Origin of the sequence: Streptomyces sp. GESEQ-35 (assembly GCF_017948485.1) — a bacterium.
Classification (GTDB): Bacteria; Actinomycetota; Actinomycetes; order Streptomycetales; family Streptomycetaceae; genus Streptomyces.
The window spans coordinates 211,885-234,547 of sequence record NZ_JAFFSX010000011.1; the positions used below are offsets into that span (position 1 = coordinate 211,885).

General features: G+C 70.2%; 21 protein-coding genes. 14 read left to right on the plus strand and 7 right to left on the minus strand.

All coding sequences use genetic code 11. The features are described 5' to 3' along the window. Positions 1 to 50 precede the first annotated feature (50 nt). Complete coding sequence (locus tag KCH87_RS22835) at positions 51 to 677, plus strand: HU family DNA-binding protein (protein WP_210588067.1); 627 nt, start codon at positions 51 to 53, stop codon at positions 675 to 677. 63 nt (positions 678 to 740) lie between these two features. Here KCH87_RS22835 and KCH87_RS22840 read toward each other — a convergent pair whose 3' ends face one another. Together KCH87_RS22840 and cofC are read right to left on the minus strand one after the other, a co-directional pair. After that, positions 741 to 944 (minus strand): hypothetical protein, encoded by a 204-nt coding sequence (locus KCH87_RS22840; RefSeq protein ID WP_210588068.1) that lies wholly within the window; start codon positions 942 to 944, stop codon positions 741 to 743. Positions 945 to 1,064: 120 nt separating this feature from the next. Beyond that, on the minus strand, positions 1,065 to 1,703 hold the full coding sequence (gene cofC / locus KCH87_RS22845) for a 2-phospho-L-lactate guanylyltransferase (RefSeq protein ID WP_210588069.1): 639 nt from the start codon (positions 1,701 to 1,703) through the stop codon (positions 1,065 to 1,067). A gap of 141 nt (positions 1,704 to 1,844) precedes the next feature. On the opposite strand from cofC, the gene KCH87_RS22850 reads away from it, so the two are divergent. The 3 genes from KCH87_RS22850 to KCH87_RS22860 are packed head-to-tail and all read left to right on the plus strand — an operon-like array spanning position 1,845 to position 4,841. Next, the gene (locus KCH87_RS22850) at positions 1,845 to 2,621 is read left to right on the plus strand and encodes a 1-acyl-sn-glycerol-3-phosphate acyltransferase (protein ID WP_210588070.1); all 777 of its coding nucleotides are present in this window, start codon (positions 1,845 to 1,847) and stop codon (positions 2,619 to 2,621) included. Further along, complete coding sequence (locus tag KCH87_RS22855) at positions 2,618 to 3,628, plus strand: NAD(P)H-dependent glycerol-3-phosphate dehydrogenase (protein ID WP_210588071.1); 1,011 nt, start codon at positions 2,618 to 2,620, stop codon at positions 3,626 to 3,628. Before KCH87_RS22850 ends, KCH87_RS22855 begins: the two co-directional genes overlap by 4 nt. Positions 3,629 to 3,686: 58 nt before the next feature. After that, positions 3,687 to 4,841 carry a D-alanine--D-alanine ligase family protein gene (locus KCH87_RS22860; protein WP_210588072.1) on the plus strand — a complete coding sequence of 385 codons (1,155 nt, stop codon included), beginning with the start codon at positions 3,687 to 3,689 and terminating at the stop codon, positions 4,839 to 4,841. On the opposite strand, the gene KCH87_RS22865 is transcribed toward KCH87_RS22860, so the two are convergent. Both KCH87_RS22865 and KCH87_RS22870 read right to left on the minus strand, forming a co-directional pair. After that, positions 4,842 to 5,351 (minus strand): DUF3515 domain-containing protein, encoded by a 510-nt coding sequence (locus KCH87_RS22865; protein WP_210588073.1) that lies wholly within the window; start codon positions 5,349 to 5,351, stop codon positions 4,842 to 4,844. A gap of 20 nt (positions 5,352 to 5,371) precedes the next feature. Then, on the minus strand, positions 5,372 to 5,605 hold the full coding sequence (locus KCH87_RS22870; RefSeq protein ID WP_003997603.1) for an Lrp/AsnC family transcriptional regulator: 234 nt from the start codon (positions 5,603 to 5,605) through the stop codon (positions 5,372 to 5,374). A 206-nt stretch (positions 5,606 to 5,811) separates the two neighbouring features. Here KCH87_RS22870 and KCH87_RS22875 point away from each other — a divergent pair, with 206 nt between their 5' ends. Continuing rightward, positions 5,812 to 6,777: a thiamine-phosphate kinase gene (locus KCH87_RS22875; RefSeq protein ID WP_210588074.1), complete on the plus strand. Its 966-nt coding sequence runs from the start codon at positions 5,812 to 5,814 to the stop codon at positions 6,775 to 6,777. Continuing rightward, complete coding sequence (gene thiD, locus KCH87_RS22880) at positions 6,774 to 7,574, plus strand: bifunctional hydroxymethylpyrimidine kinase/phosphomethylpyrimidine kinase (protein WP_210588075.1); 801 nt, start codon at positions 6,774 to 6,776, stop codon at positions 7,572 to 7,574. The genes KCH87_RS22875 and thiD overlap by 4 nt, the downstream gene beginning before the upstream one ends. 123 nt (positions 7,575 to 7,697) lie before the next feature. On the opposite strand, the gene rpmB is transcribed toward thiD, so the two are convergent. Then, positions 7,698 to 7,883: a 50S ribosomal protein L28 gene (gene rpmB / locus KCH87_RS22885; RefSeq protein WP_004924906.1), complete on the minus strand. Its 186-nt coding sequence runs from the start codon at positions 7,881 to 7,883 to the stop codon at positions 7,698 to 7,700. Between the two features lie 249 nt (positions 7,884 to 8,132). On the opposite strand from rpmB, the gene KCH87_RS22890 reads away from it, so the two are divergent. Then, complete coding sequence (locus KCH87_RS22890; protein WP_210588076.1) at positions 8,133 to 9,905, plus strand: DAK2 domain-containing protein; 1,773 nt, start codon at positions 8,133 to 8,135, stop codon at positions 9,903 to 9,905. A 33-nt stretch (positions 9,906 to 9,938) separates the two neighbouring features. Here the strand turns inward: KCH87_RS22890 and KCH87_RS22895 are convergent, their stop codons facing one another. After that, positions 9,939 to 13,088, minus strand: a complete 3,150-nt coding sequence (locus KCH87_RS22895; protein WP_210588077.1) for a tetratricopeptide repeat protein — start codon at positions 13,086 to 13,088, stop codon at positions 9,939 to 9,941. Further along, a complete protein-coding gene (locus tag KCH87_RS22900) occupies positions 13,085 to 14,914 on the minus strand; it encodes an HSP90 family protein (RefSeq protein WP_210588078.1) in 1,830 nt (609 codons plus the stop codon). Before KCH87_RS22900 ends, KCH87_RS22895 begins: the two co-directional genes overlap by 4 nt. Before the next feature lie 166 nt (positions 14,915 to 15,080). Between KCH87_RS22900 and KCH87_RS22905 the strand changes: the two genes are divergently transcribed. The 7 genes from KCH87_RS22905 to rnc all read left to right on the plus strand — a co-directional run bounded on the left by KCH87_RS22905 (position 15,081) and on the right by rnc (position 22,584). Further along, the gene (locus KCH87_RS22905; protein ID WP_210588079.1) at positions 15,081 to 18,302 is read left to right on the plus strand and encodes a helicase-related protein; all 3,222 of its coding nucleotides are present in this window, start codon (positions 15,081 to 15,083) and stop codon (positions 18,300 to 18,302) included. Continuing rightward, positions 18,299 to 18,970: a 16S rRNA (guanine(966)-N(2))-methyltransferase RsmD gene (gene rsmD, locus KCH87_RS22910; RefSeq protein ID WP_308298888.1), complete on the plus strand. Its 672-nt coding sequence runs from the start codon at positions 18,299 to 18,301 to the stop codon at positions 18,968 to 18,970. Before KCH87_RS22905 ends, rsmD begins: the two co-directional genes overlap by 4 nt. Positions 18,971 to 18,996: 26 nt before the next feature. Next, positions 18,997 to 19,476 carry a pantetheine-phosphate adenylyltransferase gene (gene coaD, locus KCH87_RS22915; RefSeq protein WP_210588153.1) on the plus strand — a complete coding sequence of 160 codons (480 nt, stop codon included), beginning with the start codon at positions 18,997 to 18,999 and terminating at the stop codon, positions 19,474 to 19,476. A gap of 144 nt (positions 19,477 to 19,620) precedes the next feature. Further along, positions 19,621 to 20,688, plus strand: a complete 1,068-nt coding sequence (locus KCH87_RS22920) for a DivIVA domain-containing protein (protein ID WP_210588081.1) — start codon at positions 19,621 to 19,623, stop codon at positions 20,686 to 20,688. A 159-nt stretch (positions 20,689 to 20,847) separates the two neighbouring features. Next, positions 20,848 to 21,495: a DUF177 domain-containing protein gene (locus KCH87_RS22925; RefSeq protein ID WP_374199018.1), complete on the plus strand. Its 648-nt coding sequence runs from the start codon at positions 20,848 to 20,850 to the stop codon at positions 21,493 to 21,495. 2 nt (positions 21,496 to 21,497) lie between these two features. Further along, on the plus strand, positions 21,498 to 21,671 hold the full coding sequence (gene rpmF, locus KCH87_RS22930) for a 50S ribosomal protein L32 (RefSeq protein WP_015657589.1): 174 nt from the start codon (positions 21,498 to 21,500) through the stop codon (positions 21,669 to 21,671). 19 nt (positions 21,672 to 21,690) lie between these two features. Further along, positions 21,691 to 22,584, plus strand: coding sequence for a ribonuclease III (gene rnc / locus KCH87_RS22935; protein WP_210588155.1), 894 nt, complete (start codon positions 21,691 to 21,693; stop codon positions 22,582 to 22,584). Positions 22,585 to 22,663 lie beyond the last annotated feature (79 nt).

Consider the following 22,663-nt stretch of genomic DNA (forward strand, 5'->3'; position numbering starts at 1 on the left):
CGAAAAAGCTTGAACACATTCGTTCTGGCGATGTCTCCGAAGGGGAAGACGTGAACAAGGCGCAGCTCGTAGAAGCGATTGCCGACAAGATGGGCGGCCGCCAGCAGGCCGCCGATGCTGTCGACCACGTACTGGACGCGATCGTCCGCGCGGTCGTCTCGGGTGAGCGGGTGTCGGTCACCGGCTTCGGTTCGTTCGAGAAGGTCGACCGTCCGGCCCGTTACGCCCGCAACCCGCAGACCGGCGAGCGGGTTCGGGTCAAGAAGACCTCCGTTCCGCGCTTCCGCGCGGGCCAGGGCTTCAAGGACCTGGTGAGCGGCTCGAAGAAGCTCCCGCGCGGTGGCGAGGTCGCCGTCAAGAAGGCGCCCAAGGGCAGCCTGACCGGCGGTGCCGCGGCAACGGTCAAGAAGGCCGCGGCCAAGAAGACCACCAAGGCGGCCGCCGCGAAGAAGACCACGGCGAGGAAGGCGGCGGCGAAGAAGACCACCGCGGCCGCCAAGAAGACGACCGCGAAGAAGACCACCGCGGCCGCCAAGAAGACCACGGCCAAGAAGACCACCGCCAAGAAGGCGACGGCCAAGAAGGCCCCGGCGAAGAAGGCGACGGCCAAGAAGGCCCCCGCCAAGAAGTCGAGCGCGCGCAAGACCACCGCCAAGAAGGCCACCGCCCGCAAGTAGGCAGGGCACAGGGGCACTCACGCGCCGGGCCGGACTCCCCGTGGAGTCCGGCCCGCGGCGTTTCTACAGCGTCTGTAGCGTCACCAGCGTGATGTGCGGGCCGTCCTTCGGGCCCTCCACCTCGATCCGCACGCGCTGCCCGGGGCGCAGGAGCCGCAGGCCGCCCGCGTCGAAGGCGGCGGTGTCGAAGGGGACGGGTGTGCCGTCGTCGAGCAGCACACTGCCGCTGCGCGTCTCGGCGTCGTAGGTGTATGCGGTGGCCTGCATGCCCGCAGCGTATGCGCTCCGCTGGTTGGGCCGCCATTGGTAGTGCCGGGAGTGGTCGTCTGTCGGCTGCGGCGCCGTTGTGGCTGGTCGCGCAGTTCCCCGCGCCCCTTTGGGGCGCTGTCACAGCCCGGTGATCAGGAGGCGCGCGGTCGCCGCTGCCGTTCGTGGGCCCACCCCCAGCGCCAGCGCCGCCCGCAGATCCACGCCGGTGTCGACGTCCTGGCGTACGGAATCCACCGCGTCCAGGGTCAGTTCTACCGCGCCGGAGGAGCGGTGGCGGGCGCGGGAATCGGTGCCGAATTCTGGGCGCAATTCTCTGCCCGGCGTGGCGGTCAGCAGAGTTGTTCCGATTGCGGCCGCATCCGGGAGAAAAGCGCGGGGGAATTCGGCGGCCGCGTCCAGGACCCGGGCCAATTCCAGTGGGCGCAGGGACGGAAGATCGGCGTTCAGGGCTGCCACGGCACTTCGGGGACGAGATCTCCGTACGACGCTCTCGGCGTGCGCCAGGGCCGTGTTCAGGCCGCCCGCGGGCTCGTCCGCGATGATGCGGGCGCCCAGTGCGGTCAGTTCCCGGTCGGCCAGGGCGTCGTTCGTGACGACTGCCACATCACCGACCGCCGGGCAGGCCAGCGCGGCCGCCACGGTGTCCTGGGCGAAGGCGAGGGCGAGGCCCGGGCGCAGCCCGTCGGCGGCGGTGTCCGAGAGTCGGCTCTTGGCGTGCGCCAAAGGCTTCAGGGGTATCACCAAGGTCCACTGCACGAGCGTTCGTCCCTCTCTTGTCGCGGCCATTGTCACCTGGCATCTGGCGGGCGTGCCCTCGGGGCGTACGGTGTTCTCGACAGACCGGCGGCCTGGGGCGACACTTGTGCGGCCCCTCAGGCCCTAGAGGAAGGTGTCCGCGTGCCCCGCCGCAGAATCGGCTTCTGGTACCGCTTCGCAGCGGTCCTCTGCAAACCACCGCTGGTGGTTCTGATCAAGCGGGACTGGCGCGGAATGGAGCACATTCCGGCCGACGGCGGATTTATCACCGCGGTGAACCACAATTCGCACATCGATCCCTTCGCGTACGCACACTTTCAGTACAACACCGGCCGTGTTCCGCGATTCCTCGCGAAGAGCGGCCTTTTCAAGAAGGGATTCGTCGGTGCCGCGATGCGCGGCACCGGGCAGATCCCCGTCTACCGGGAAACCACGGACGCCCTCAGCGCCTTCCGGGCCGCGATCGCCGCCGTGGAGCGCGGCGAGTGCGTGGCGTTCTATCCCGAGGGAACGATCACTCGCGACCCGGATCAGTGGCCCATGACGGCCAAGACCGGTGCCGCGCGCGTCGCCCTTCAGACCAAGTGCCCGGTGATTCCCGTCGCCCAGTGGGGCGCCAACGAACTGCTGCCGCCGTACGCCAAGAAACTCAACCTCCTTCCGCGCAAGACCCACCACGTGCTGGCGGGCCCGCCCGTCGACCTGACGCGCTTCTACGACGAGGAGATGACCCCGGAGATCCTGAAGCAGGCGACCGAGGTCATCATGGCCGCCGTCACTCGTCTGCTGGAGGACATCCGCGGCGAGCGGGCGCCCGAGACGCCGTACGACCCGCGCCGTGAGCGGGTCGAGCAGCGACGCAAGAGCAGGGCGCAGTCGGAGAGCAAGGCCGTACAGGAAGAGGGGCAGGGCACGTGAGCAAGCCGGTCAAGGCGGCTGTCTTCAGCGCCGGTTCGTGGGGTACCGCCTTCGGCATGGTGCTTGCCGACGCGGGCTGCGAGGTCATCCTCTGGGCGCGTCGCCCGGAGGTCGCCGACGCCATCAACTCCAGCCGGATGAACCCGGAGTACTTCCCGGGCATCGAGCTCCCGGAGAACCTGCGGGCCACCACCGATCCCGCCGAGGCCGCGGCCGGTGCCGACTTCACCGTCCTCTCGGTCCCCTCGCAGACCATGCGCGGCAACCTCGCCGAGTGGGTGCCGCTGCTGGCGCCCGACACGATCCTCGTCTCGCTCATGAAGGGTGTCGAACTGGGCACCGCCATGCGGATGAGCGAGGTCATCGAGGACGTCGCCAAGGTCGGCCAGGATCGCATCGCCGTCGTCACCGGGCCCAACCTCGCCCGTGAGATCGCCGCCCGTATGCCGGCCGCCGCGGTGGTCGCCTGCACGGACGAGGCCGTCGCCCAGCGGCTCCAGGCCGCCTGCCACACGCCGTACTTCCGCCCGTACACGAACACGGACGTGGTGGGCTGCGAGTTGGGCGGTGCCGTGAAGAACGTCATCGGCCTCGCCGTCGGCATCGCGGACGGCATGGGGCTCGGCGACAACGCCAAGGGCTCCCTGATCACGCGCGGTCTCGCCGAGACCACCCGGCTGGGCCTGACGATGGGCGCCGACCCGCTGACGTTCTCCGGACTCGCGGGCCTGGGCGACCTGGTGGCGACCTGCTCCTCGCCGCTGTCCCGCAACCACACCTTCGGCACCAACCTCGGCAAGGGCATGACCCTGGAGGAGACCATCGCGGTCACCCGGCAGACCGCCGAGGGCGTCAAGTCCTGCGAGTCCGTGCTGGATCTGGCCCGCAGGCACGGCGTCGACATGCCGATCACCGAGACGGTCGTCGGCATCGTGCACGAGGGCAAGCCGCCGGTGGTCGCCCTGAAGGAGCTCATGTCGCGCAGCGCGAAGCCCGAACGACGCTGAGCGATGCCGGGTGCGGACGCTGTGTCCGTGCACTACCAACGGGTACCCTCAACGCGATATGAGCACCGAGAACCTCTCCCAGAGCCCTGAGCAGCCGCCTCGCAAGCCGCGCGTGGCCGTCGTGTTCGGCGGGCGCAGCTCCGAACACGGGATCTCCGTGGTCACGGCGGGCGCCGTCCTCAAGGCCATCGACCGGACCAAGTACGACGTTCTGCCGATCGGCATCACCCAGGACGGCCGCTGGGCGCTCACCGCCGACGAACCGGAACGCATGGCGATCACCGAGCGCCGTACGCCCAACGTCGCGGAGCTCGCCGAGTCGCGCGAGGGCGGCGTGGTGCTTCCCGTGGACCCGGGGAACCGTGAAGTCGTCTACAGCGAGCCCGGATCGGTGCCCAAGGCGCTCGGTGAGGTCGACGTCGTCTTCCCCGTGCTGCACGGCCCGTACGGCGAGGACGGCACCCTCCAGGGTCTCCTGGAGCTGTCCGGCGTGCCGTACGTGGGCTCGGGGGTGCTCGCCTCGGCCGTCGGCCAGGACAAGGACTACATGAAGCGGGTGTTCACGTCGTTCGGGCTCAAGGTCGGCCCGTACGTGGTGATCCGGCCGCGGGAGTGGCAGCAGGACGAGTCCGCCGCCCGCAAGAAGATCGTCGACTTCGCCGGCGAGCACGGCTGGCCGCTCTTCGTGAAGCCCGCGCGCGCGGGTTCGTCGATCGGCATCACCAAGGTCGACGACCTGTCGGGGCTCGACGAGGCGATCGCCGAGGCCCAGCGCCACGATCCCAAGATCCTCGTCGAGGCCGCGCTGCGCGGCCGTGAGATCGAGTGCGGGGTGCTGGAGTTCGAGGACGGGCCCCGGGCTTCGGTGCCCTCCGAGATCCCGTCGCCCGAGACCCACGCCTATTACGACTTCGAGGCCAAGTACATCGACTCGACGCCGGGTATCGTCCCCGCGCCGCTGACGCCCGAGGAGACGGCGGACGTCCAGAAGCTGGCCGTCGACGCCTTCGAGGCGGCCTCCTGCGAGGGCCTGGTCCGCGCGGACTTCTTCCTCACCGACGACGGCTTCGTCATCAACGAGATCAACACGATGCCCGGCATGACGCCGATCTCGATGTATCCGCAGATGTGGCAGGCGGCCGGGATCAGCTATCCCGAGCTGGTGGATCTGCTGGTGCAGGCGGCGCTGCGCAGGTCGACCGGACTGCGCTGACTAATCGGCGATCCCCTCGGGGATCGCCTTCTTCACGGCCGGGGCCAGATCGATCAGTACCCCCGTACTGTCCTGCCCTTCCGGCACCGTGAGCTCTACGTATGCGCGGCGGTTGGCGGTGGTGAAGCGGTACGACCCGTTGTCCTGCTTCTCCATCAGCCAGTCGACGCCGTTCACGCCGCCGGCCAGCGCGTCCGCGTCATTGCCGTTGGCCACGTTCGGGTCGATCATCTTCGGCGGCTGTTCGACACCGCAGCGCAGTATGATCGCCGGGCCTCCCCAGCCCGCCGTCAGCGCTGACGCGGGTTCGGGATCCCGGCGATCCTGACCGTCGACCCTGGACGGCAACACCGCGTCCAGGTTTCGGCACAGCTTCGTGACCTCGGTGCCCGGACCGGGAACCGCGGCCCGGGCACTGTCGTCTGCTGAGGAACAGCCCGCGACGGCGATCAGCAGAGCGACCGCGGGCGGCCCGATGAAGGTGGGGTGCCGGTGACGGAAGAACTTCACCGGCCAAGGGTAGACGGGGACTAGAGATGGACGACCGGGCAGGTCAGGGTTCGCGTGATGCCGTCCACTTGCTGGACCTTGGCGACCACCATGCGGCCGAGGTCGTCGACGGTGTCTGCTTGGGCACGCACGATCACGTCATAAGGTCCTGTCACGTCCTCGGCCTGGATCACCCCAGGAATCTTGCTGATCGTCTCGGCGACGGTCGACGCTTTGCCGACCTCCGTCTGGATCAGGATGTACGCCTGTACCACGGAACCTCCAGGGCGGCCACGAGGATCATGTGGGGAAAAGGAACGCCACGGTATCGCGTCGCCGCTCGCCGCGGGGAGACCTGCGGGGACCGGGGCTTGCGCGCCGGGGTGCAGGCACGACAGTAGTTGACGGTCACTTCGACCGTATCGGGGACACTGATGACGCGCGACCGGGTATGCACAGGCAGAGAAGGGGCGAAAGGGCAATGAAGGGCACTGTTGGTGAGCTGGGGGAGTTCGGGCTCATCAGGGAGCTCACCTCCCGTCTCACCACCACCCCGGCGGTCCGGGTCGGACCCGGCGACGACGCCGCGGTGGTCGCCGCGCCCGACCGCAGGGTCGTGGCGAGCACCGACATCCTCGTCGAGGGACGGCACTTCCGCCGTGACTGGTCCACGGCCTACGACGTGGGCCGCAAGGCCGCCGCGCAGAACCTCGCGGACATCGCCGCCATGGGCGCCGTACCGACCGCGCTGCTGCTCGGCCTGGTCGTCCCGGCCGAACTCCCGGTGGCCTGGCCGACCGAGATGATGGACGGCCTGCGCGACGAGTGTCAGGTCGCGGGGGCATCGGTGGTCGGCGGCGATGTCGTACGCGGTGACACGATCATGGTGTCCATCACCGCACTCGGCGATCTGCGCGGCCAGGAGCCCGTGACGCGGGCCGGCGCGCGGCCCGGGGACCTCGTCGCGGTGACGGGCTGGCTGGGCTGGTCGGCGGCCGGGTACGCGGTGCTGTCGCGCGGCTTCCGGTCGCCCCGGGCCTTCGTGGAGGCGCACCGGCGCCCGGAACCGCCGTATCACGCGGGGCCGGCCGCGGCCGGTCTCGGCGCGACCTCGATGTGCGACGTGAGCGACGGGCTGATCGCCGACCTCGGGCATATCGCGGAGGCCAGCAAGGTCCGCATCGACATCCGCTCGGGTGCGATCGACATCCCGTCCCAGATGAACGACATCGGACAGGCCGTCGGCGTCGACCCCATGCAGTGGGTGCTCACCGGAGGAGAGGACCACGCCATCGTGGCGACCTTCCCGCCGGACGTGAAACTGCCCGCCCGCTGGAAGGTCATCGGCGAGGTGCTCAACCCCTCGGCGCTGCCCCAGGTGACGGTCGACGGGGCGCCGTGGACCAGCAAGGGCGGCTGGGACCACTTCGGGGACATCGAGTCATGACGCCGCCCAGGGTGTTGACGGTCGCGGGCTCCGACTCCGGCGGAGGAGCGGGAATCCAGGCCGATCTGAAGACGATGCTCGCGCTCGGCGTGCACGGCATGAGCGTCATCACGGCTGTGACCGCGCAGAACTCCCAGGGCGTGCAGGGGGCTTGGCCGCTGCCCGTGGAGGCGGTGCGGGCCCAGTACCGGAGCGTCGTCGACGACATCGGCGTACAGGCCGTGAAGACCGGGATGCTGGCGTCCGCCGAACTCGTCCAGGCGGTGGCCGAGTTGATCGGTGGCACGGACGCTCCGCTCGTCGTCGATCCGGTGGGTGTCTCCAAGCACGGGGACTCGCTGCTGGCTTCGTCCGCGCTGGACTCCGTACGCACCAAGCTGCTGCCGGTCGCCACCGTGGCGACGCCGAACCTGGACGAGGTGGGCCAGCTCACGGACGTGCGGGTCGAGTCGGAGGGGGATCTGCGCCGGGCCGCGGAGGCAGTGCTGGCGTACGGGCCGCGGTGGGTTGTGATCAAGGGTGGTCACCTGTCCGGTGACGCCGTGGACTTGCTGACGGACGGGTCCGAGGAGCACTGGCTGCGCGCTCCCCGGCACGACAACCGGCACACGCACGGCACGGGCTGCACCCTCGCGTCGGCGATCGCGTCGCAGCTGGCGAAGGGGCAGTCCGTGCCGGAGGCCGTCGTGGCGGCCAAGGAGTACGTCACCGGTGCGATCGCCGCCGGGTTCGCGCTCGGCGAGGGGATCGGGCCGGTGGATCATGGGTGGCGGTTCAGGGTGGAGGGTGGCGCGTAAACGCTTGCGCGAGCGTTTACGCGGCTGCTTGGGTGGCTGCTTGGGTACAGCAAAAAGCCGGTCCACCAGAGGTGGACCGGCTCCTGCAGCGAACCAGCAGTGGCCGCGCGCTACCGCGTAGCGTCAGCGCGAGACCTTGCCGGCCTTGATGCACGAGGTGCAAGCGTTCACGCGCTTCGGCGTCCCGCCGACCACGGTACGGACGCGCTGGATGTTCGGGTTCCAGCGACGGGGCGTACGGCGGTGCGAGTGCGAGATGTTGTTGCCGAAGCCCGGCCCCTTGCCGCAGACGTCGCAGTTGGCAGCCACGGGTCACTCCAAAGACTTCAGATGCTCTTACGGATGATCCCGGCAGGCCGGAATCAAGATCTACGATCTGAGTGGCGTTGCCAGGGGGAATGGCCCGATCGGGATCGGGCAACCGGAGCAGCATACAACGACTGCGCCAGTACAACGAAACTACCATGGCTGCTCAGGGCCCCGCTCCGGCCCACTTCCGGTGGACAACGGCCCGGGGTCTACGCTGCGTCCCACGTCCAGGAGCTCAAGGAGGCGCAGGTGGCGCAGGTTCCGCAGACATTCTTCGATGCTCTCGCGGTGCGCACCTGGTGCGGTCTCGCGCTGGAGGCGCTGGGGCGGTCGCGTGAGGAGATCGACGCGATCAACGTCTACCCGGTGGCCGACGGGGACACCGGCACGAACCTGTATCTGACGGTGGAGTCGGCCCTCACCGCGGTCGAGGCGGTCTTCGCAGGTCACGAAGTCGGGGGCGGTGCCGGGGCGCCGCCGCTGGCCGACACCGTGCAGGCCATGGCGCACGGCGCGCTCATCGGGGCGCGCGGGAACTCCGGGACGATCCTGGCACAGCTGCTGCGGGGCATGGCGCAGGTACTCGCCGCCGACGGGCAGACCGGGGCCGGGTCACGGAATCTGCCCGCGGGTGCGTCCTGGGGTGAGACCGCTCACAGCGATGCCTGGGGGCTGCGGCTCGCGCTCCGGCACGCGGCCGACTCCGCCCGGCAGGCCGTGGCCCACCCCGTCGAGGGGACGGTCCTCACGGTCGCCTCGGCCGCCGCGGACGCGGCCACGGGAGCCGAGGGGGACTGCGGGACGGTCGCGCGGGCGGCCTACGAAGGCGCCCGAGCCGCCCTCGCCGCCACGCCGGGCCAGCTGGCCGTCCTGGAGCGCGCGGGCGTCGTGGACGCGGGCGGGCGGGGGCTGGTGGCGGTGCTGGGTGCGCTGGTGGAGACGTTCACGGGGGAGCGGCCGGCGGCGGTGGCCGTGGTGTCACCGGTGGCTGTCGTCCACGCGCGCGTGGACGACGCCGGCACGCGGGACGAGCACGCGCGCGTGGCCGTCGACAGCCTCGGTGAGTGCGTGGACGGAGCCGCCGCCCCGGAGGAGGGCGGGCCCGCCTTCGAGGTGATCTACCTGCTGGAGGCCGAGGACGCGGCCGTGACCCGGCTGCGGGAGCGGCTCGACGCGCTCGGGGACTCGCTGGTGGTGGTCGGCGGCGACGGGCTGTGGAACGTCCATGTCCACGTGGACGACGCCGGAGCCGCCGTGGAGGCGGGCGTCGAGGCCGGACGGCCGTACCGGATCAGGATCACGCACTTCGCCGTCGGCGACGTGCACACCAGCGGCGCCGAACGCCCGCCCCGGGAGCGCGCCCAGCGCGCCGTCGTGGCCGTCGTGCCCGGCGAGGGGCTGGCCGGGCTGTACACCGAGGCGGGCGCGACCACGGTGCTCGCGCGCCCCGGGGAGCCGCCCGCCAGCGGGGAGCTCGTCGAGGCCGTACGGCGGGCCCACGCGCGCGAGGTCGTGCTGCTGCCCAATGATGCCGAGCTGCGCCACACCGCCGCCGCGGCGGCCGAGCAGGCCCGCACGGAGGGCATCCGCGTGGCGCTCATCCCGACGCGTTCAGCGGTCCAGGGGATCGCGGCACTGGCCGTGCACGAGCCGGACCGCCGGTTCGACGAGGACGTCGTCCAGATGACCTCGGCGGCCGGCGCGACCCGCTACGCCGAGGTGACCGTCGCCGAACGCCAGTCCTGGACCATGGCCGGCATCTGCCAGGCCGGCGACGTCCTCGGCCTCATCGACGGCGACGTCGCCGTGATCGGCTCGGACGTCACCACCACCGCCGAGACCGTCATCGACCGCATGCTCCAGGCGGGCGGCGAGATGGTCACCCTCGTCCTCGGCGACGAAGCCCCTGACGCCATCGCCGAGCACGTCGAAGAACGCGTGCGTGAGGCGTACCTTGCCGTCGACACGGTGGTGTACCGGGGCGGGCGGCAAGGATCGCTGCTGCTCATCGGCGTGGAATAGGGCCCTTTTCCTCAGGCCCCATTTCTCTGGTCCCTATTTCTCCGGGCCCTGTTCCTCCGGCTGTTCCTCCATCAGCTCGAGCAGTTGCTCCGCCTCCGCCCGCCGTGCTTGTGCCGTCTCGTCGCTGTCGCTGTCGCCGTCCTCGGTACCGGCGTATGCGGCCAGCACCGTACGCGCGCGTGCGGCGGCCGGGGCGGGGCGGCTCAGGTCTGCCTCCAGCCAGCCGGCGGCCAGTTCGGCGCCGGTCCGGGCGTGCAGGGCGTCGTCTCCGGCGGCGGCGAACACCGCGACGGCCTCCAGCATCTGGGTCAGGGCTTCCTCAAGGGTGGCCCGGATCGAGTCGTCCTCGGCGTCCTCGGTGGCGGACCGGGCGAGCAGGTCGCCGAACTGCCGGTGGGTGTGGCCGAGTTCGGCGATCAGCCGTTGCTGCGCCTCCTCGTCGGCCGCGGCGTCCCGGGCCGTCGCGCACTCGTGGACCGCGCCCGCCATCAACTCCCGTGCCCCGTCCGGCCCGTCCTGAGTGCGCAGCGCGAGCCACGCGCGGGCGCGCAGGGAACGCACCAGGCCGTGCACGTTGCCGAGTTCGCGCCACAGGTCGCCCGCGCGCGCGTAGGCCTGGTCGGCCTCGTCGTGCAGGCCCGCGTGCCCGAGGGACTCCGCGGCGAGATGGGCGAGTGTGGCGTGGTCGTGCTGCTCGGGCCAGTGCCGGGCGATCTCGGCGGCCTGCAACCGCCGTTCGGCTGCCGCGCGGTGCTCGCCCAGCTCGCTCAGACAGTCGCCGAGCCACCACTGCGTCTGTACGACCGCGCCGTCGCCGTGCGTTTCGGCGGTCAGGTCGGGCAGCGCCGATTCCAGCACCTCCGCGGCCTCGGCCCACCGTCCCTGTCGCAGCAGGAACCCGCCGAGCTGGTGCCGTGCCCAGGCGCCGAGCGTCGGGCCCTCGCCCGCCTCGTCGGCCCAGTGCGCCGCGTCCAGAGCATGCTCGGCGGCCTCCGCGGACCCGCCGCGGCCGCCGAGGACCTCGGCGAGCTGAAGGTGCAGCTGGGCGCGGCCGATCGGCTCCAGGTGCGGTCCGCCGTGCTCCAGGGCCGCCCGCAGCGCCCGCTCGGCCTCCGCAGTGTCGCCCAGGTGATGCGCGAGCCCGGCCAGCCGGGCCTCGTACTCCACCGCGAACCACGGCAGCCCCGCCCCGACGTACGCCGCCGCGGCGTGCGCGAACAACTCCGCCGCCCCCTCCACGTCCCCGGCGTGCGCGGCCAGTTCCGCGAGCATCGCCCGCGCCTCCGCGGCCCGCGAGGCAAGCCGCACGTCGTCCCCGTCCCGCCCCCCGACCAACGCGAGCACCTCCCGCGCGGCGGCTTCGGCCTCAACGAGGGCGGGGTTCCCCGAGGCGCCGGACGCCGGAAACCCGCCCACCGAGAACCCACCGCCCCCGGCCGCTTCCCGCACGGGATCCAACGCGGCGTCCGGTGCCGGGTCGGGGGCGCCCGTAGCCCCCTCCGGTGATGAGCCCGGGGCCCGAACCTCGCCGTCAGAGAAGCCGTTGCCTTCCCGTGAGGCGGCGTCCTGCACTACTGCGCCCCCCGCCGGATCGTCCGCCTCGTGCACCCTCCGCATCAGGATTCGTGCGCGTCCCATCAGCACGGACGCTGTCTGGTGCAGGCCCGTGGCGTCCTCGGCGTACAGCGCGAGGACCTCGTCGTAGGGGCCGGCGACCGCCGTGAGCGCGCCGGCCACGTCGCCCGACAGTGCGCGCATGTACGCCGCACGCGTGCGTGCCGCCAGGGCCTCACCGGGGTCGCCCGCCTCCGCGTACAGCTCGGCGGCGTGCTCGAACACGTCGATGCCCTCGGGGCCCAGGTCCATCGCACGGTGGTCGGCTATCTCGGCGCGGTCCCGGGCGGCCAACTCGACCCCCTCGGCGGCCCGGGCGACCGCCGCCCACGCCTCCACGGCGTTCGGCTGCAAGGTGTCAGACAGCCGCCGGGCCTCGGCCAGCAGCGCGGGCAGATCGGGCTCCACGGCCTCATCGTGCGCCGGAACGGGCGGGACGGAAACCGCCGCGGGACGTACCGAGCGCACCCCGAGCGGCAGCCGCTCCACCAGCGGCAGCTGATCCATACGCGCGCGTGCCCGCTCGCTCACGTGCGCCGTGCCGTTGCGCTGGTCGAACCGCTGCGCCAGCGCGAGGGCCTCCACGCGCGCGTGGGCGGCGAGTTCGCCCGCCGTCCACTCCCGCCCGGCAGGCCCCGGCACGCGCCGGCCGCCCAGCCCGAGCGCGGTCAGCCGGTCCATGAGCAGGGCCACGACACTCATGAAGTCCAGCCTGCTGCGCGGATGCCCGGTGTCGGTGAAGTACGCCGGCCGCTCCGCGAGCAACTCCAGGCCGCGCGCCTCGTTTCCGGTCAGCGCACAGAACTCCACGTGGTCCGCGTAAGCGCCGCGCATGCTCTCCATGGCCCGTACGAGCCGGAAACCCCGCAGATGGTTGGCCCGGGCGTCGTCCGGCCGGCCCAGCCGCAGCAGGGGCACCAGGGACGACGCCAGGACCGTGTGCGGCTCGTGGGCGCAGGTGAACTCGCCCTCCAGAACCGGCGACCACAGCTCCAGCGCCGACGCGTCCCGGCCGCACTCCGCCTGCCACCATCCCTGCCCGTGCAGCTCGCACGCGTGGCAGTCGGCCATGTTGTCCCGGTCGGCGGCCAGCCACGCGGCATACGCCCGCTCGGCCCGGTCGACGTCCCCGACGTGCGCGGCAACACTGAACTCGGCGCTGCGCACGGCCCGTTCGGAGTGGCCGGCGAGCCGGTAGCGGTGTTCCATCTCGCCGAGCCACTTCTCGACGGACGCGAGCGGGACGTGCGGCTGGTCGAGCATGCCGGACGACATCCACTTGAAGACCCAGTGCAGTGAGTGCGTCTCGTACTCGTCGAAGTCCTCGGGGTGTTCGTCCCACATGCGCAGCAGACGCGCGAAGGGGACGAACATCTTGTCCTTCTCGGAGCTGTAGTTGTAGACCTTCAGCTGATGCCCGAGCGCCTCGATCACGGCGAGGGGGATGCTCAGCTTCTCGGCCTCGGCGAGCAGCTCCTCCGCGCGCGCGTTGCGGGCGGGCCCCTCCGGCTGCCCGCCGTTCTCCGCCATGGCATGGCGCAGGGAGTCGAAGTCCGTGATCTCAGTCATCGCTGACCGTCCTCGCTGTGCGTAGCCCACTCCAGGAGGCCGATGAACGCCCGGTTCAGCAACACCGAGTCGGTAGGCCTGAGCGGCCGCTGAGCCATCAGCAGGGCCTGCCCGTACAGCGACTCCGTGGCGGTGCCGATCAGCTCGGGATCCTTGAGGGAGCTGATCCTTCGGATCAGCGGGCTGAGATGGTTGAGCACCAGTCGCGCGCGCGGGGCACTGCCACGCAGCGAGCCGAGAATGCCCGCCCACAGGTCGTCGGCCTGCTCCTCCGCCTCGGCCCTGGCCTGCTCGTGCCGGGTCGCCCGGTCGTCCAGGTGCAGCGCGGGCACGGACAGCGGATGGAAGGCGCGGAGTACGACGTCACAGCCCAGCGGGTCCAGCGTGGCCCGCGCGGCCGCCAGGAAGCCGGACAGCGCCAGCTCCTCCGCCGGGTCGACCGCGTCCAGATGGGCGGTCACGGTGTCGGCGTCCAGCTCGGAGACCACGGTTCCGGGCCGCACCGACGGCAGCGCCTCGACCAGTTCGCTGTCGTACGTGTAACCGCCGTTGATCACCCCGACGCCCTGCGCGGACGCGATCGGCGCGACCTGCCGGTACTCCTCGACGGTCCGCGTGAAGTGCACCACCGGGTGCCGCTGCGCGAACTCCTCCAGGGACAGCCGCCCGTCGGTCGTCTCGAAGGGCAGCCACGGCAGCATCGTGCGCAACATCTCCTTGTCGTGCCGCGCCAGGGACTTCACGCCCAGGAAGTGCACGGACAGGAAGGCGGCAAGCCGCTCCGGATCACCTGCCGCCAGGCTCGTCAGCCACGACCGAATCCTTTCGCCCAGCGCCTCCCGTACGGCGGCCAGCGTCTCGTCCTCGTACAGCGACTCGCGCGATGCCGTGGGCCGCAGACTGTCGGTGTCGAGCACACAGCGCACGAAGAACGCCCAGTCGGGCAGCAGCTGTTCGGCGCGCTCGGTCAGCAGCATGCCCTTGAGATGGACGCGATGACTCGCCCGCTGGGCCGGGCTGACCGCGGACGGCAGCACGTACGCCACGCCGCGGACACCGGCGAGCGGCACGTTCAGCTCGATCGCGTCCAGTGGGGTGAAGCCGAACAGCTCATGGCAGTGCCGCGCGAGGGCCACCCTCCGCGTGGCGGGGGAGGGGTACGCGCGGTCCCAGGGCGCCGGCAGGTCCGTGACCGCCTCGTCGCCGACCCGGACGTCGTACGGCAGCAGGGACCCGAAGTCCCGCGCCAGCGCGAGCACCCGCTCCTCGGCGAGCCACTCCCCGACGCCGGGCCGCGCCACCAGGTGCACGGTGGTGCCCGGTTCGGTGCGGGCGTCCGGCGGCAGCGTCCGTACGGTGTACGAGCCGTCGTCCGTCGCGGTCCACTCCACGGGCGCCGCACCGGGCGTACGGGAACTCAGGCTGACGACCCGGATCCGCTCGGCGACCACGAAACAGGCCAGCAGGCCTATCCCGAACTGACCGAGGAAGTCGGACCGGACCTCCTGCAACCCCTCGGCCCGCTTGGAGCTGCGGCCGATCGTGGCAAGGAGGTTGTGCACGTCCGCTTCGGTGAGCCCGATCCCGGAGTCCTCCACGCGCAGGGTCCCGCCCTCCGCGTACAGCCGTACCCGGGCGGGGCAGTCGGGCTGTTCGGCACGTCTCGCCGTGATGGCGTCGACGGCGTTCTGAAGCAGCTCGCGCAGGTAGACCTTGGGGCTGGAGTACAGATGATGCGAGAGCAGGTCCACGAGACCGCGCAGGTCGACCTGGAACGTATGAGGTGACTGGGATGCCTGGGATGACTGAGAGGTCTGGGAGTCCATCGTCGCAGCGCCGGTGGGGGGACTGTCGACGGCGCGGGGTCGGGCGGTCCCGGTGAGGCGGTGACCGCGGAAGGATGGCCGGAGCGCGTCATCCTATGACCCGAACGACGCGTCTGACCAGGAGTTTCCCGAGACGTATACGGCATTGTCAGTGCTGTGGTGTGCAATGGATCTCGTGCCCGCACTGGAAGAACCACTGAATCAACCCTTGAAGTCAGTGCTCGGCCCCGCCACCGCGAAGGTGATGGCCGAGCACCTCGGCCTGCACACCGTCGGCGACCTCCTGCACCACTACCCGCGCAGATATGAGGAGCGGGGCCAGCTCACCCACCTCGCCGACCTCCCCTTGGACGAGCACGTGACCGTGGTCGCCATGGTCGCCGACGCCCGGCTGCACAGCTTCGCCTCGTCCAAGGCCCCGCGGGGCAAGGGCCAGCGCCTCGAAGTCACCATCACGGACGGCAGCGGCCGGCTCCAACTGGTCTTCTTCGGCCACGGCGTTCACAAGCCCCACAAGGAACTGCTGCCGGGCACACGCGCGATGTTCGCGGGCAAGGTCTCCGTCTTCAACCGCCGCCTCCAACTGGCACACCCGGCGTATGAGTTGCTCCGTGGTGACGCGGAGGAAACCGTCGAGACCTGGGCCGGCGCTCTCATCCCCATCTACCCCGCCACCGCCAAGCTGGAGTCCTGGAAGATCGGCAAGGCGATCCAGACGGTGCTGCCGAGCGCCCAGGAGGCCCTGGATCCCCTCCCGGACGCCCTCCGCGAAGGCCGCGGCATGGTCCCCCTCCCCGAGGCCCTGCTCAAGATCCACCGACCCCACACCAAGGCGGACATCGACGACGCCCGCTCCCGCCTCAAGTGGGACGAGGCCTTCGTCCTCCAGGTAGCCCTCGCCCGCCGCCGCCACGCCGACGCCCAACTCCCGGCGGTAGCCCGCAAACCCAAGCCGGACGGCCTCCTCACATCCTTCGACGACCGCCTCCCCTTCACCCTCACCGACGGCCAGCAGAAGGTCACCAGGGAGATCTTCGACGACCTGGCGACCGAGCATCCGATGCACCGGCTGCTCCAGGGGGAGGTGGGATCAGGCAAGGCCCAGCCGCTTGACTCACTCGTGCTCACCCCCTTCGGCTTCCGTTGCATGGGGGACCTGAGGGTGGGGGACGAGGTCGTCGTTCCGAACGGAGAGATCGCGTTGATCGACGGCGTTTTCCCGCAAGGGGAGCGTGAAGTCTGGCGCTTGGTTCTGTCCGATGGAAGCTCCGTCGAGTGCGACGACGAGCACTTCTGGATCGTTGGCACGAGTTGTGGGTGGCATCGAGGCCAGTCCCCGAAGGTCATGACGACTCGGGAGATCAGGCTGGACACTTTCAAAGCCAACGGATCTTCGAAGTGGTACCTCCCAGCAGCCACCCCGGTTGATCTCGGCGGCGACTCAGGGCTGCCTCTCGATCCGTATCTCTTCGGTCTCCTCCTGGGAGATGGGTCATTCCGACACAACCTGCGTCTGGCGACCGTCGACGACGAGATCCGTGACGCTGTGGTGGCAGTCGTGGCGCCCGAATGTCGTCTCGTCCCGGTGAAGGGGTCCCGCTGTGACTACACGATTCAGTTGGCACGTCGTGTGGGTGGCATGCGCAACCCCGTGATTCAGGCCATGCGCGATCTGAATCTGTGGGGAGCGACGTCACATGGGAAATTTGTTCCCGAGCAGTTCAAGAACACTTCGATCAAAAATCGTCTCGCTCTGCTGCAAGGCCTGCTGGATACCGATGGCACCGTGGGCAAAGACGGCCTCAGTGTTTCGTTCTGCTCAGCCTCGCGCACGCTCGCCGATGACGTTGCCTGGCTTGTCCGCTCGCTCGGCGGCCGGGCACGGGTGCTCCCGAAGAAAGCCGCCTTCAACGTCTCGGTGGCCCTGCCTGACGAATATGCACCGTTCCGACTGACTCGCAAAGCCGAGCGGGTGGGCCCACGCCCCAAGTACAACACTTTCAGGCGAGGAATCCGTGCGGTGGAGCACGTGGGGCGGAAACCCGTCCAGTGCATTAGCGTCGCTCACCCGAGTCATGCCTACGTCACCGACAACTTCACCGTCACCCACAACACGATGGTCGCGCTCCGCGCCATGCTCGCCGTCGTGGACGCGGGCGGTCAGGCCGCCATGCTCGCGCCCACCGAAGTGCTCGCCCAGCAGCACCACCGTTCCGTCGTCGAGATGATGGGCGAGCTGGCCGAGGGCGGAATGCTGGGCGGCGCCGAGCAGGCGACCAAGGTGGTCGTGCTCACCGGCTCCATGGGAGCCGCAGCCCGCCGCCAGGCGCTGCTCGACCTGGTCACCGGAGAGGCCGGGATCGTGATCGGCACGCATGCGCTGATCGAGGACAAGGTGCAGTTCCACGACCTCGGCCTGGTCGTGGTCGACGAACAGCACCGCTTCGGTGTCGAGCAGCGAGACGCCCTGCGCGGCAAGGGCAAACAACCGCCCCACCTACTCGTCATGACCGCCACGCCCATCCCGCGGACGGTCGCGATGACCGTCTTCGGCGACCTGGAGACCTCCGTCCTCGACCAGCTCCCGGCCGGGCGCTCACCGATCGCCAGCCATGTCGTCCCGGCCGCCGACAAGCCGCACTTCCTCGCCAGGGCCTGGGAGCGGGTGCGCGAGGAGGTCGGCAAGGGGCATCAGGCGTACGTCGTGTGCCCGCGCATCGGCGACGAAGAGGTGGACCCCAAGAAGAAGTCCGCCGAGGACGAGGCCGAGAAGCGCCCGCCCCTCGCCGTCCTGGACGTGGCCGACCAGCTCGCCAAAGGCCCCCTGCAAGGCCTCAAGGTCGAGGTCCTGCACGGCCGTATGCACCCGGACGACAAGGACGCGGTCATGCGCCGCTTCGCCGCCGGCGAGACCCATGTCCTGGTCGCCACGACGGTCATCGAGGTCGGCGTCAACGTCCCCAACGCCACCGCCATGGTGATCATGGACGCCGACCGCTTCGGCGTCTCCCAGCTCCACCAGCTGCGCGGCCGGGTGGGCCGCGGCTCGGCGGCGGGCCTGTGCCTCCTGGTCACCGAGATGCCCGAGGCGAGCCCGGCCCGCCAGCGGCTGAACGCCGTGGCGGCCACTCTGGACGGCTTCGAGCTCTCCCGCATCGACCTCGAACAGCGCCGCGAGGGCGACGTCCTCGGCCAGGCCCAGTCCGGCGCCCGCACCAGCCTGCGCATGCTGGCCGTCATCGAGGACGAGGAGATCATCGCGGAGGCGAGGGAGGAAGCGGCGGAGGTGGTCGCGGCGGACCCGGAGCTGACGGCACTTCCCGGCCTACGGACAGCCCTGGACGCCCTTTTGGACGAGGAGAGAGAGCAGTACCTCGAAAAGGGGTGAAGGAGAGACACCCAAGGGGCGCGGGGAACTGCGCGACCAGCCACACTGAACGTAAAGCCGTCCACAACCAAGGACCAAAGATGACCCGCGTGATCGCCGGCGCAGCCGGCGGACGTCGCCTCGCAGTCCCGCCAGGGACCCGCACCCGCCCCACCTCCGACCGCGCACGCGAAGGTCTCTTCTCCACCTGGCAGTCCCTCCTCGGCACCCCCCTGGCCGGCGAACGCGTCCTCGACCTGTACGCGGGTTCCGGCGCCGTGGGCCTGGAGGCGCTGTCCCGGGGCGCGGGCCATGTCCTCCTGGTCGAGGCCGACGCGAGAGCGGCCCGCACGGTCAGGGAGAACGTGAAGAACCTCGGCCTGCCCGGCGCCGAAGTCAAGGCAGGTAAAGCGGAGCAGATCATCCGCACAACGCCGCCTGAACAGCCGTACGACATCGTCTTCCTCGACCCCCCGTACGCCGTTTCGGACGACGATCTTCGCGAGATTCTCCTCACACTCCGCACCGGGGGCTGGCTCGCGCCGGAGGCTCTCGTCACCGTGGAGCGCAGTACCAGAGGCGGCGAGTTCGGCTGGCCGCCCGGCTTCGACGCGATCCGGGCCCGTCGTTACGGCGAGGGGACGTTTTGGTACGGTCGCGCCGCCTCTACGTGCGAAGACGCACGATGACCGGACCGGAGAGCGAGGGATCTCAAGTGCGCCGCGCCGTCTGTCCCGGGTCGTTCGACCCGATCACCAACGGACACCTCGACATCATTGGCCGTGCCTCCAGGCTGTATGACGAGGTCTACGTCGCGGTGATGATCAACAAGGCCAAGAAGGGCCTGTTCGAGATCGAGGAGCGGATCGACCTGATCCGCCAGGTCACCGCCGAATTCGAGAACGTCCGGGTCGAGGCCTTCCACGGCCTGCTCGTCGACTTCTGCAAGGAGCGCGACATCCCGGCCATCGTCAAGGGCCTGCGCGCGGTCAGCGATTTCGACTACGAGCTACAGATGGCCCAGATGAACATCGGCCTGTCGGGTGTCGAGACGCTCTTCGTGCCGACCAACCCCACCTACAGCTTCCTGTCGTCCTCCCTGGTCAAGGAGGTCGCGACCTGGGGCGGAGACGTCTCCCACCTGGTCCCTCCGCTGGTCTTCGACGCCCTCGCCGAGCGGCTGAAGAAGGACTGAGCGGCCGGATCGCGGGCCCCCGGCAAACGCTCCGGAAACCCCTCGCAAGCTGACAATCCGTCACCCGGTGTCCGGCGGGGACCCCATGGCCGTACAGTCGACCCGTCCGTCTCCATCACAGCTGTAGAGAGTGGCGAGCACACGGTGGACGTGCAGAAGAAGCTCGACGAGATCGTCGCCGCGGTCTCCAGTGCCCGGTCGATGCCCATGTCGGCCTCGTGCGTGGTCAACCGCGCCGACCTGCTCACGTTGCTCGAAGAGGTGCGCCAGGCCCTGCCCGGCTCCCTCGCGCAGGCCCAGGAGCTGATCGGCGGCCGTGAGCAGATGGTCGAGCAGGCACGCCAGGAGGCCGAGCGGATCATCCAGACCGCGCACGCCGAGCGCGGCTCGCTGATCTCCGACACCGAGGTCGCCCGCCGCTCGCAGAACGAGGCGGACCGCATTGTCGCCGAGGCTCGCCAGGAGGCCGAGGAGGTCCGCGGCGAGGCCGACGACTACGTCGACTCCAAGCTCGCCAACTTCGAGGTCGTCCTCACCAAGACCCTGGGCTCGGTCGGCCGCGGCCGCGAGAAGCTCCTCGGCACCGGACCCGGCCTCGACGAGCAGGGCTACGAGGACGAGGACGCCCCCGAGCGCAGCCACGACCCCGAGACCCTGCGCCGCTCCGCCGACGAGTACGTGGACGTCAAGCTGGGTGCCTTCGAGGCGGTCCTCGCCAAGACCCTGGACGCCGTCGGCCGCGGTCGGCAGAAGCTGCACGGCCGTATCGCCTCGGACGACCTCGGCGCCCTCGCCGACGACCTCAGCACCGTCCGGCACTCCAGCGACGCCGATTACCTCGCCGACCTCACGGCCCTCGCCGAGCAGGACGCCCAGGCCCCGCAGCAGCCCGAACAGCCCCAGCAGCCGGACTACGGCCAGCCCCAGCCGGCGTACGGCTACCAGCAGACCGCGCAGCCGGACCCGTACGGCGGCGGCTACCAGCAGCAGGCCTACGCCCAGCAGGACCCCTACGGCTACCAGCAGGCCGACCCCTACGCCGCCTATCAGGGCTACGACGCCCAGCAGCAGCCGGCGTACGACCCGAACCAGATGCCGCAGCAGGCCCAGCAGGCCCAGCAGGGCTACGCCCTCGACGAGACCAGCCTGTTCGACACCGGCATGATCAGCGCCGAGCAGCTGCGGGCCTATGAGCAGGGGCGCGGACAGTAGGCCGACACCGGATTGGGCCGAGAGCGAAAGGTCCAGTATCCTGGCTCTTCGGTCGCGTGTACGTCCGCGATCAACGCTGCCCTGGGTACAAGAGATGGGTGACATCTTTGCATCCGGCAGTGGCCCTCTGAGCTCAGAAGATCGAAAGCAGGAATTGGCGTGACAGCCCGCCCGGACCACCGCAACCCTCTCGTGTTCGACACGCACGAGCTGGGGCGGCGGCCTGGTGCGCTACAGCGCCTGACCCGCGAGATCGACGCCCCCAAGGATCTCGGGATCCAGGGAGTCATCGGAGTGCCGGAAGGCGCCCCGGTGAAGCTCGACCTCCGCCTTGAGTCGGTCATGGAAGGGGTGCTTGTCACAGGCACCGCCCGTGCACAGGCCGAGGGGGAGTGCGTAAGGTGTCTGGAGCCGCTGGAGCTGGCGCTCGAAGCGGACTTCCAGGAGATGTTCTCGTACCCTGACGCCGACGACCGGGGCCGCCCGAAGGCGGAGCCGGCCGACGACGCCGAGGAAGACGAGGACAGGCTCTTCATCGAGGACGGACTGTTCGACCTCGAACCCGTGCTGCGTGATGCGGTGGTGCTCGCACTGCCGATGCAGCCGGTGTGCCAGGACGACTGCCTGGGCCTGTGCTCCGAGTGCGGAGCGCGGCTCACGGACGACCCGGACCACCACCATGACGCCGTCGACATCCGTTGGGCGGCACTGCAGGGACTCGCCGGTTCACTCGAAGACGGCGAGAAGGACGAGATCAGTGGCGAAGCGCCTTCGTCGGCGCGCGCCAACGAGAAGCAGGAGAAGTAGCCGTGGCTGTTCCGAAGCGGAAGATGTCGCGCAGCAACACGCGCCACCGCCGGTCGCAGTGGAAGGCTGCGGTCACCCCCCTGGTTGCGTGCGAGCGCTGCCACGAGCCCAAGCAGCAGCACATTGCGTGCCCGTCTTGCGGCACCTATAACAAGCGCCAGGTCCTCGAGGTCTGAGCGGCTGGTGAGAGGCACAGTGTCCACGCCCAAGAAGAATTCCTCCCGTGCGAGCGGGAGTGACCCGGCGGACAACACGGCCTCGTCCCACACGCTGTTGGAAGGGCGGCTCGGGTACAAACTCGAGTCCGCCCTTCTGGTGCGTGCGCTGACCCACCGTTCCTACGCGTACGAGAACGGCGGTCTGCCGACCAACGAGCGGCTGGAGTTCCTCGGGGACTCCGTGCTCGGTCTCGTGGTCACGGACACGCTGTACACGACCCACCCCGACCTGCCCGAGGGCCAACTGGCCAAGTTGCGGGCCGCGGTGGTCAATTCGCGTGCGCTGGCGGAGGTCGGCCGTGAGCTCGACCTGGGTTCCTTCATCCGGCTCGGCCGTGGTGAAGAGGGCACGGGCGGCCGGGACAAGGCGTCCATCCTCGCCGACACCCTTGAAGCGGTGATCGGTGCGGTCTATCTCGATCAGGGCCTCGATGCGGCCTCCGAACTGGTGCACCGCCTGTTCGACCCGCTGATCGAGAAGTCCTCGAATCTCGGAGCCGGCCTGGACTGGAAGACCAGTCTCCAGGAGCTCACCGCGACCGAGGGGCTCGGCGTGCCCGAGTACCTGGTCACGGAGACCGGCCCCGATCACGAGAAGACCTTCACTGCTGCCGCCCGCGTCGGAGGCGTCTCGTACGGCACCGGCACCGGCCGCAGCAAGAAGGAGGCGGAGCAGCAGGCAGCTGAATCCGCGTGGCGGTCCATCAAGGCCGCGGCGGAAGAGCGTGCCAACGCTGCCAGGGCCGATGCGGCCAAGGCCGAAGCGGTCGGGACCGACGCGGCGCAAGCCGACGCGGTCAGGGCCGAGGCGGCCGAGCCCGAGGTGGCAGAAGCCACCGGGGGCGCCGACGAGGCCCAGGCCTCCGCCTGACGAACAGCGCAACCCGAGCGCCCGCCCCGGCTTGTGGGGCGGGCGCTCGGCTCGTACACCGGCTCGTTACGGGGGATCC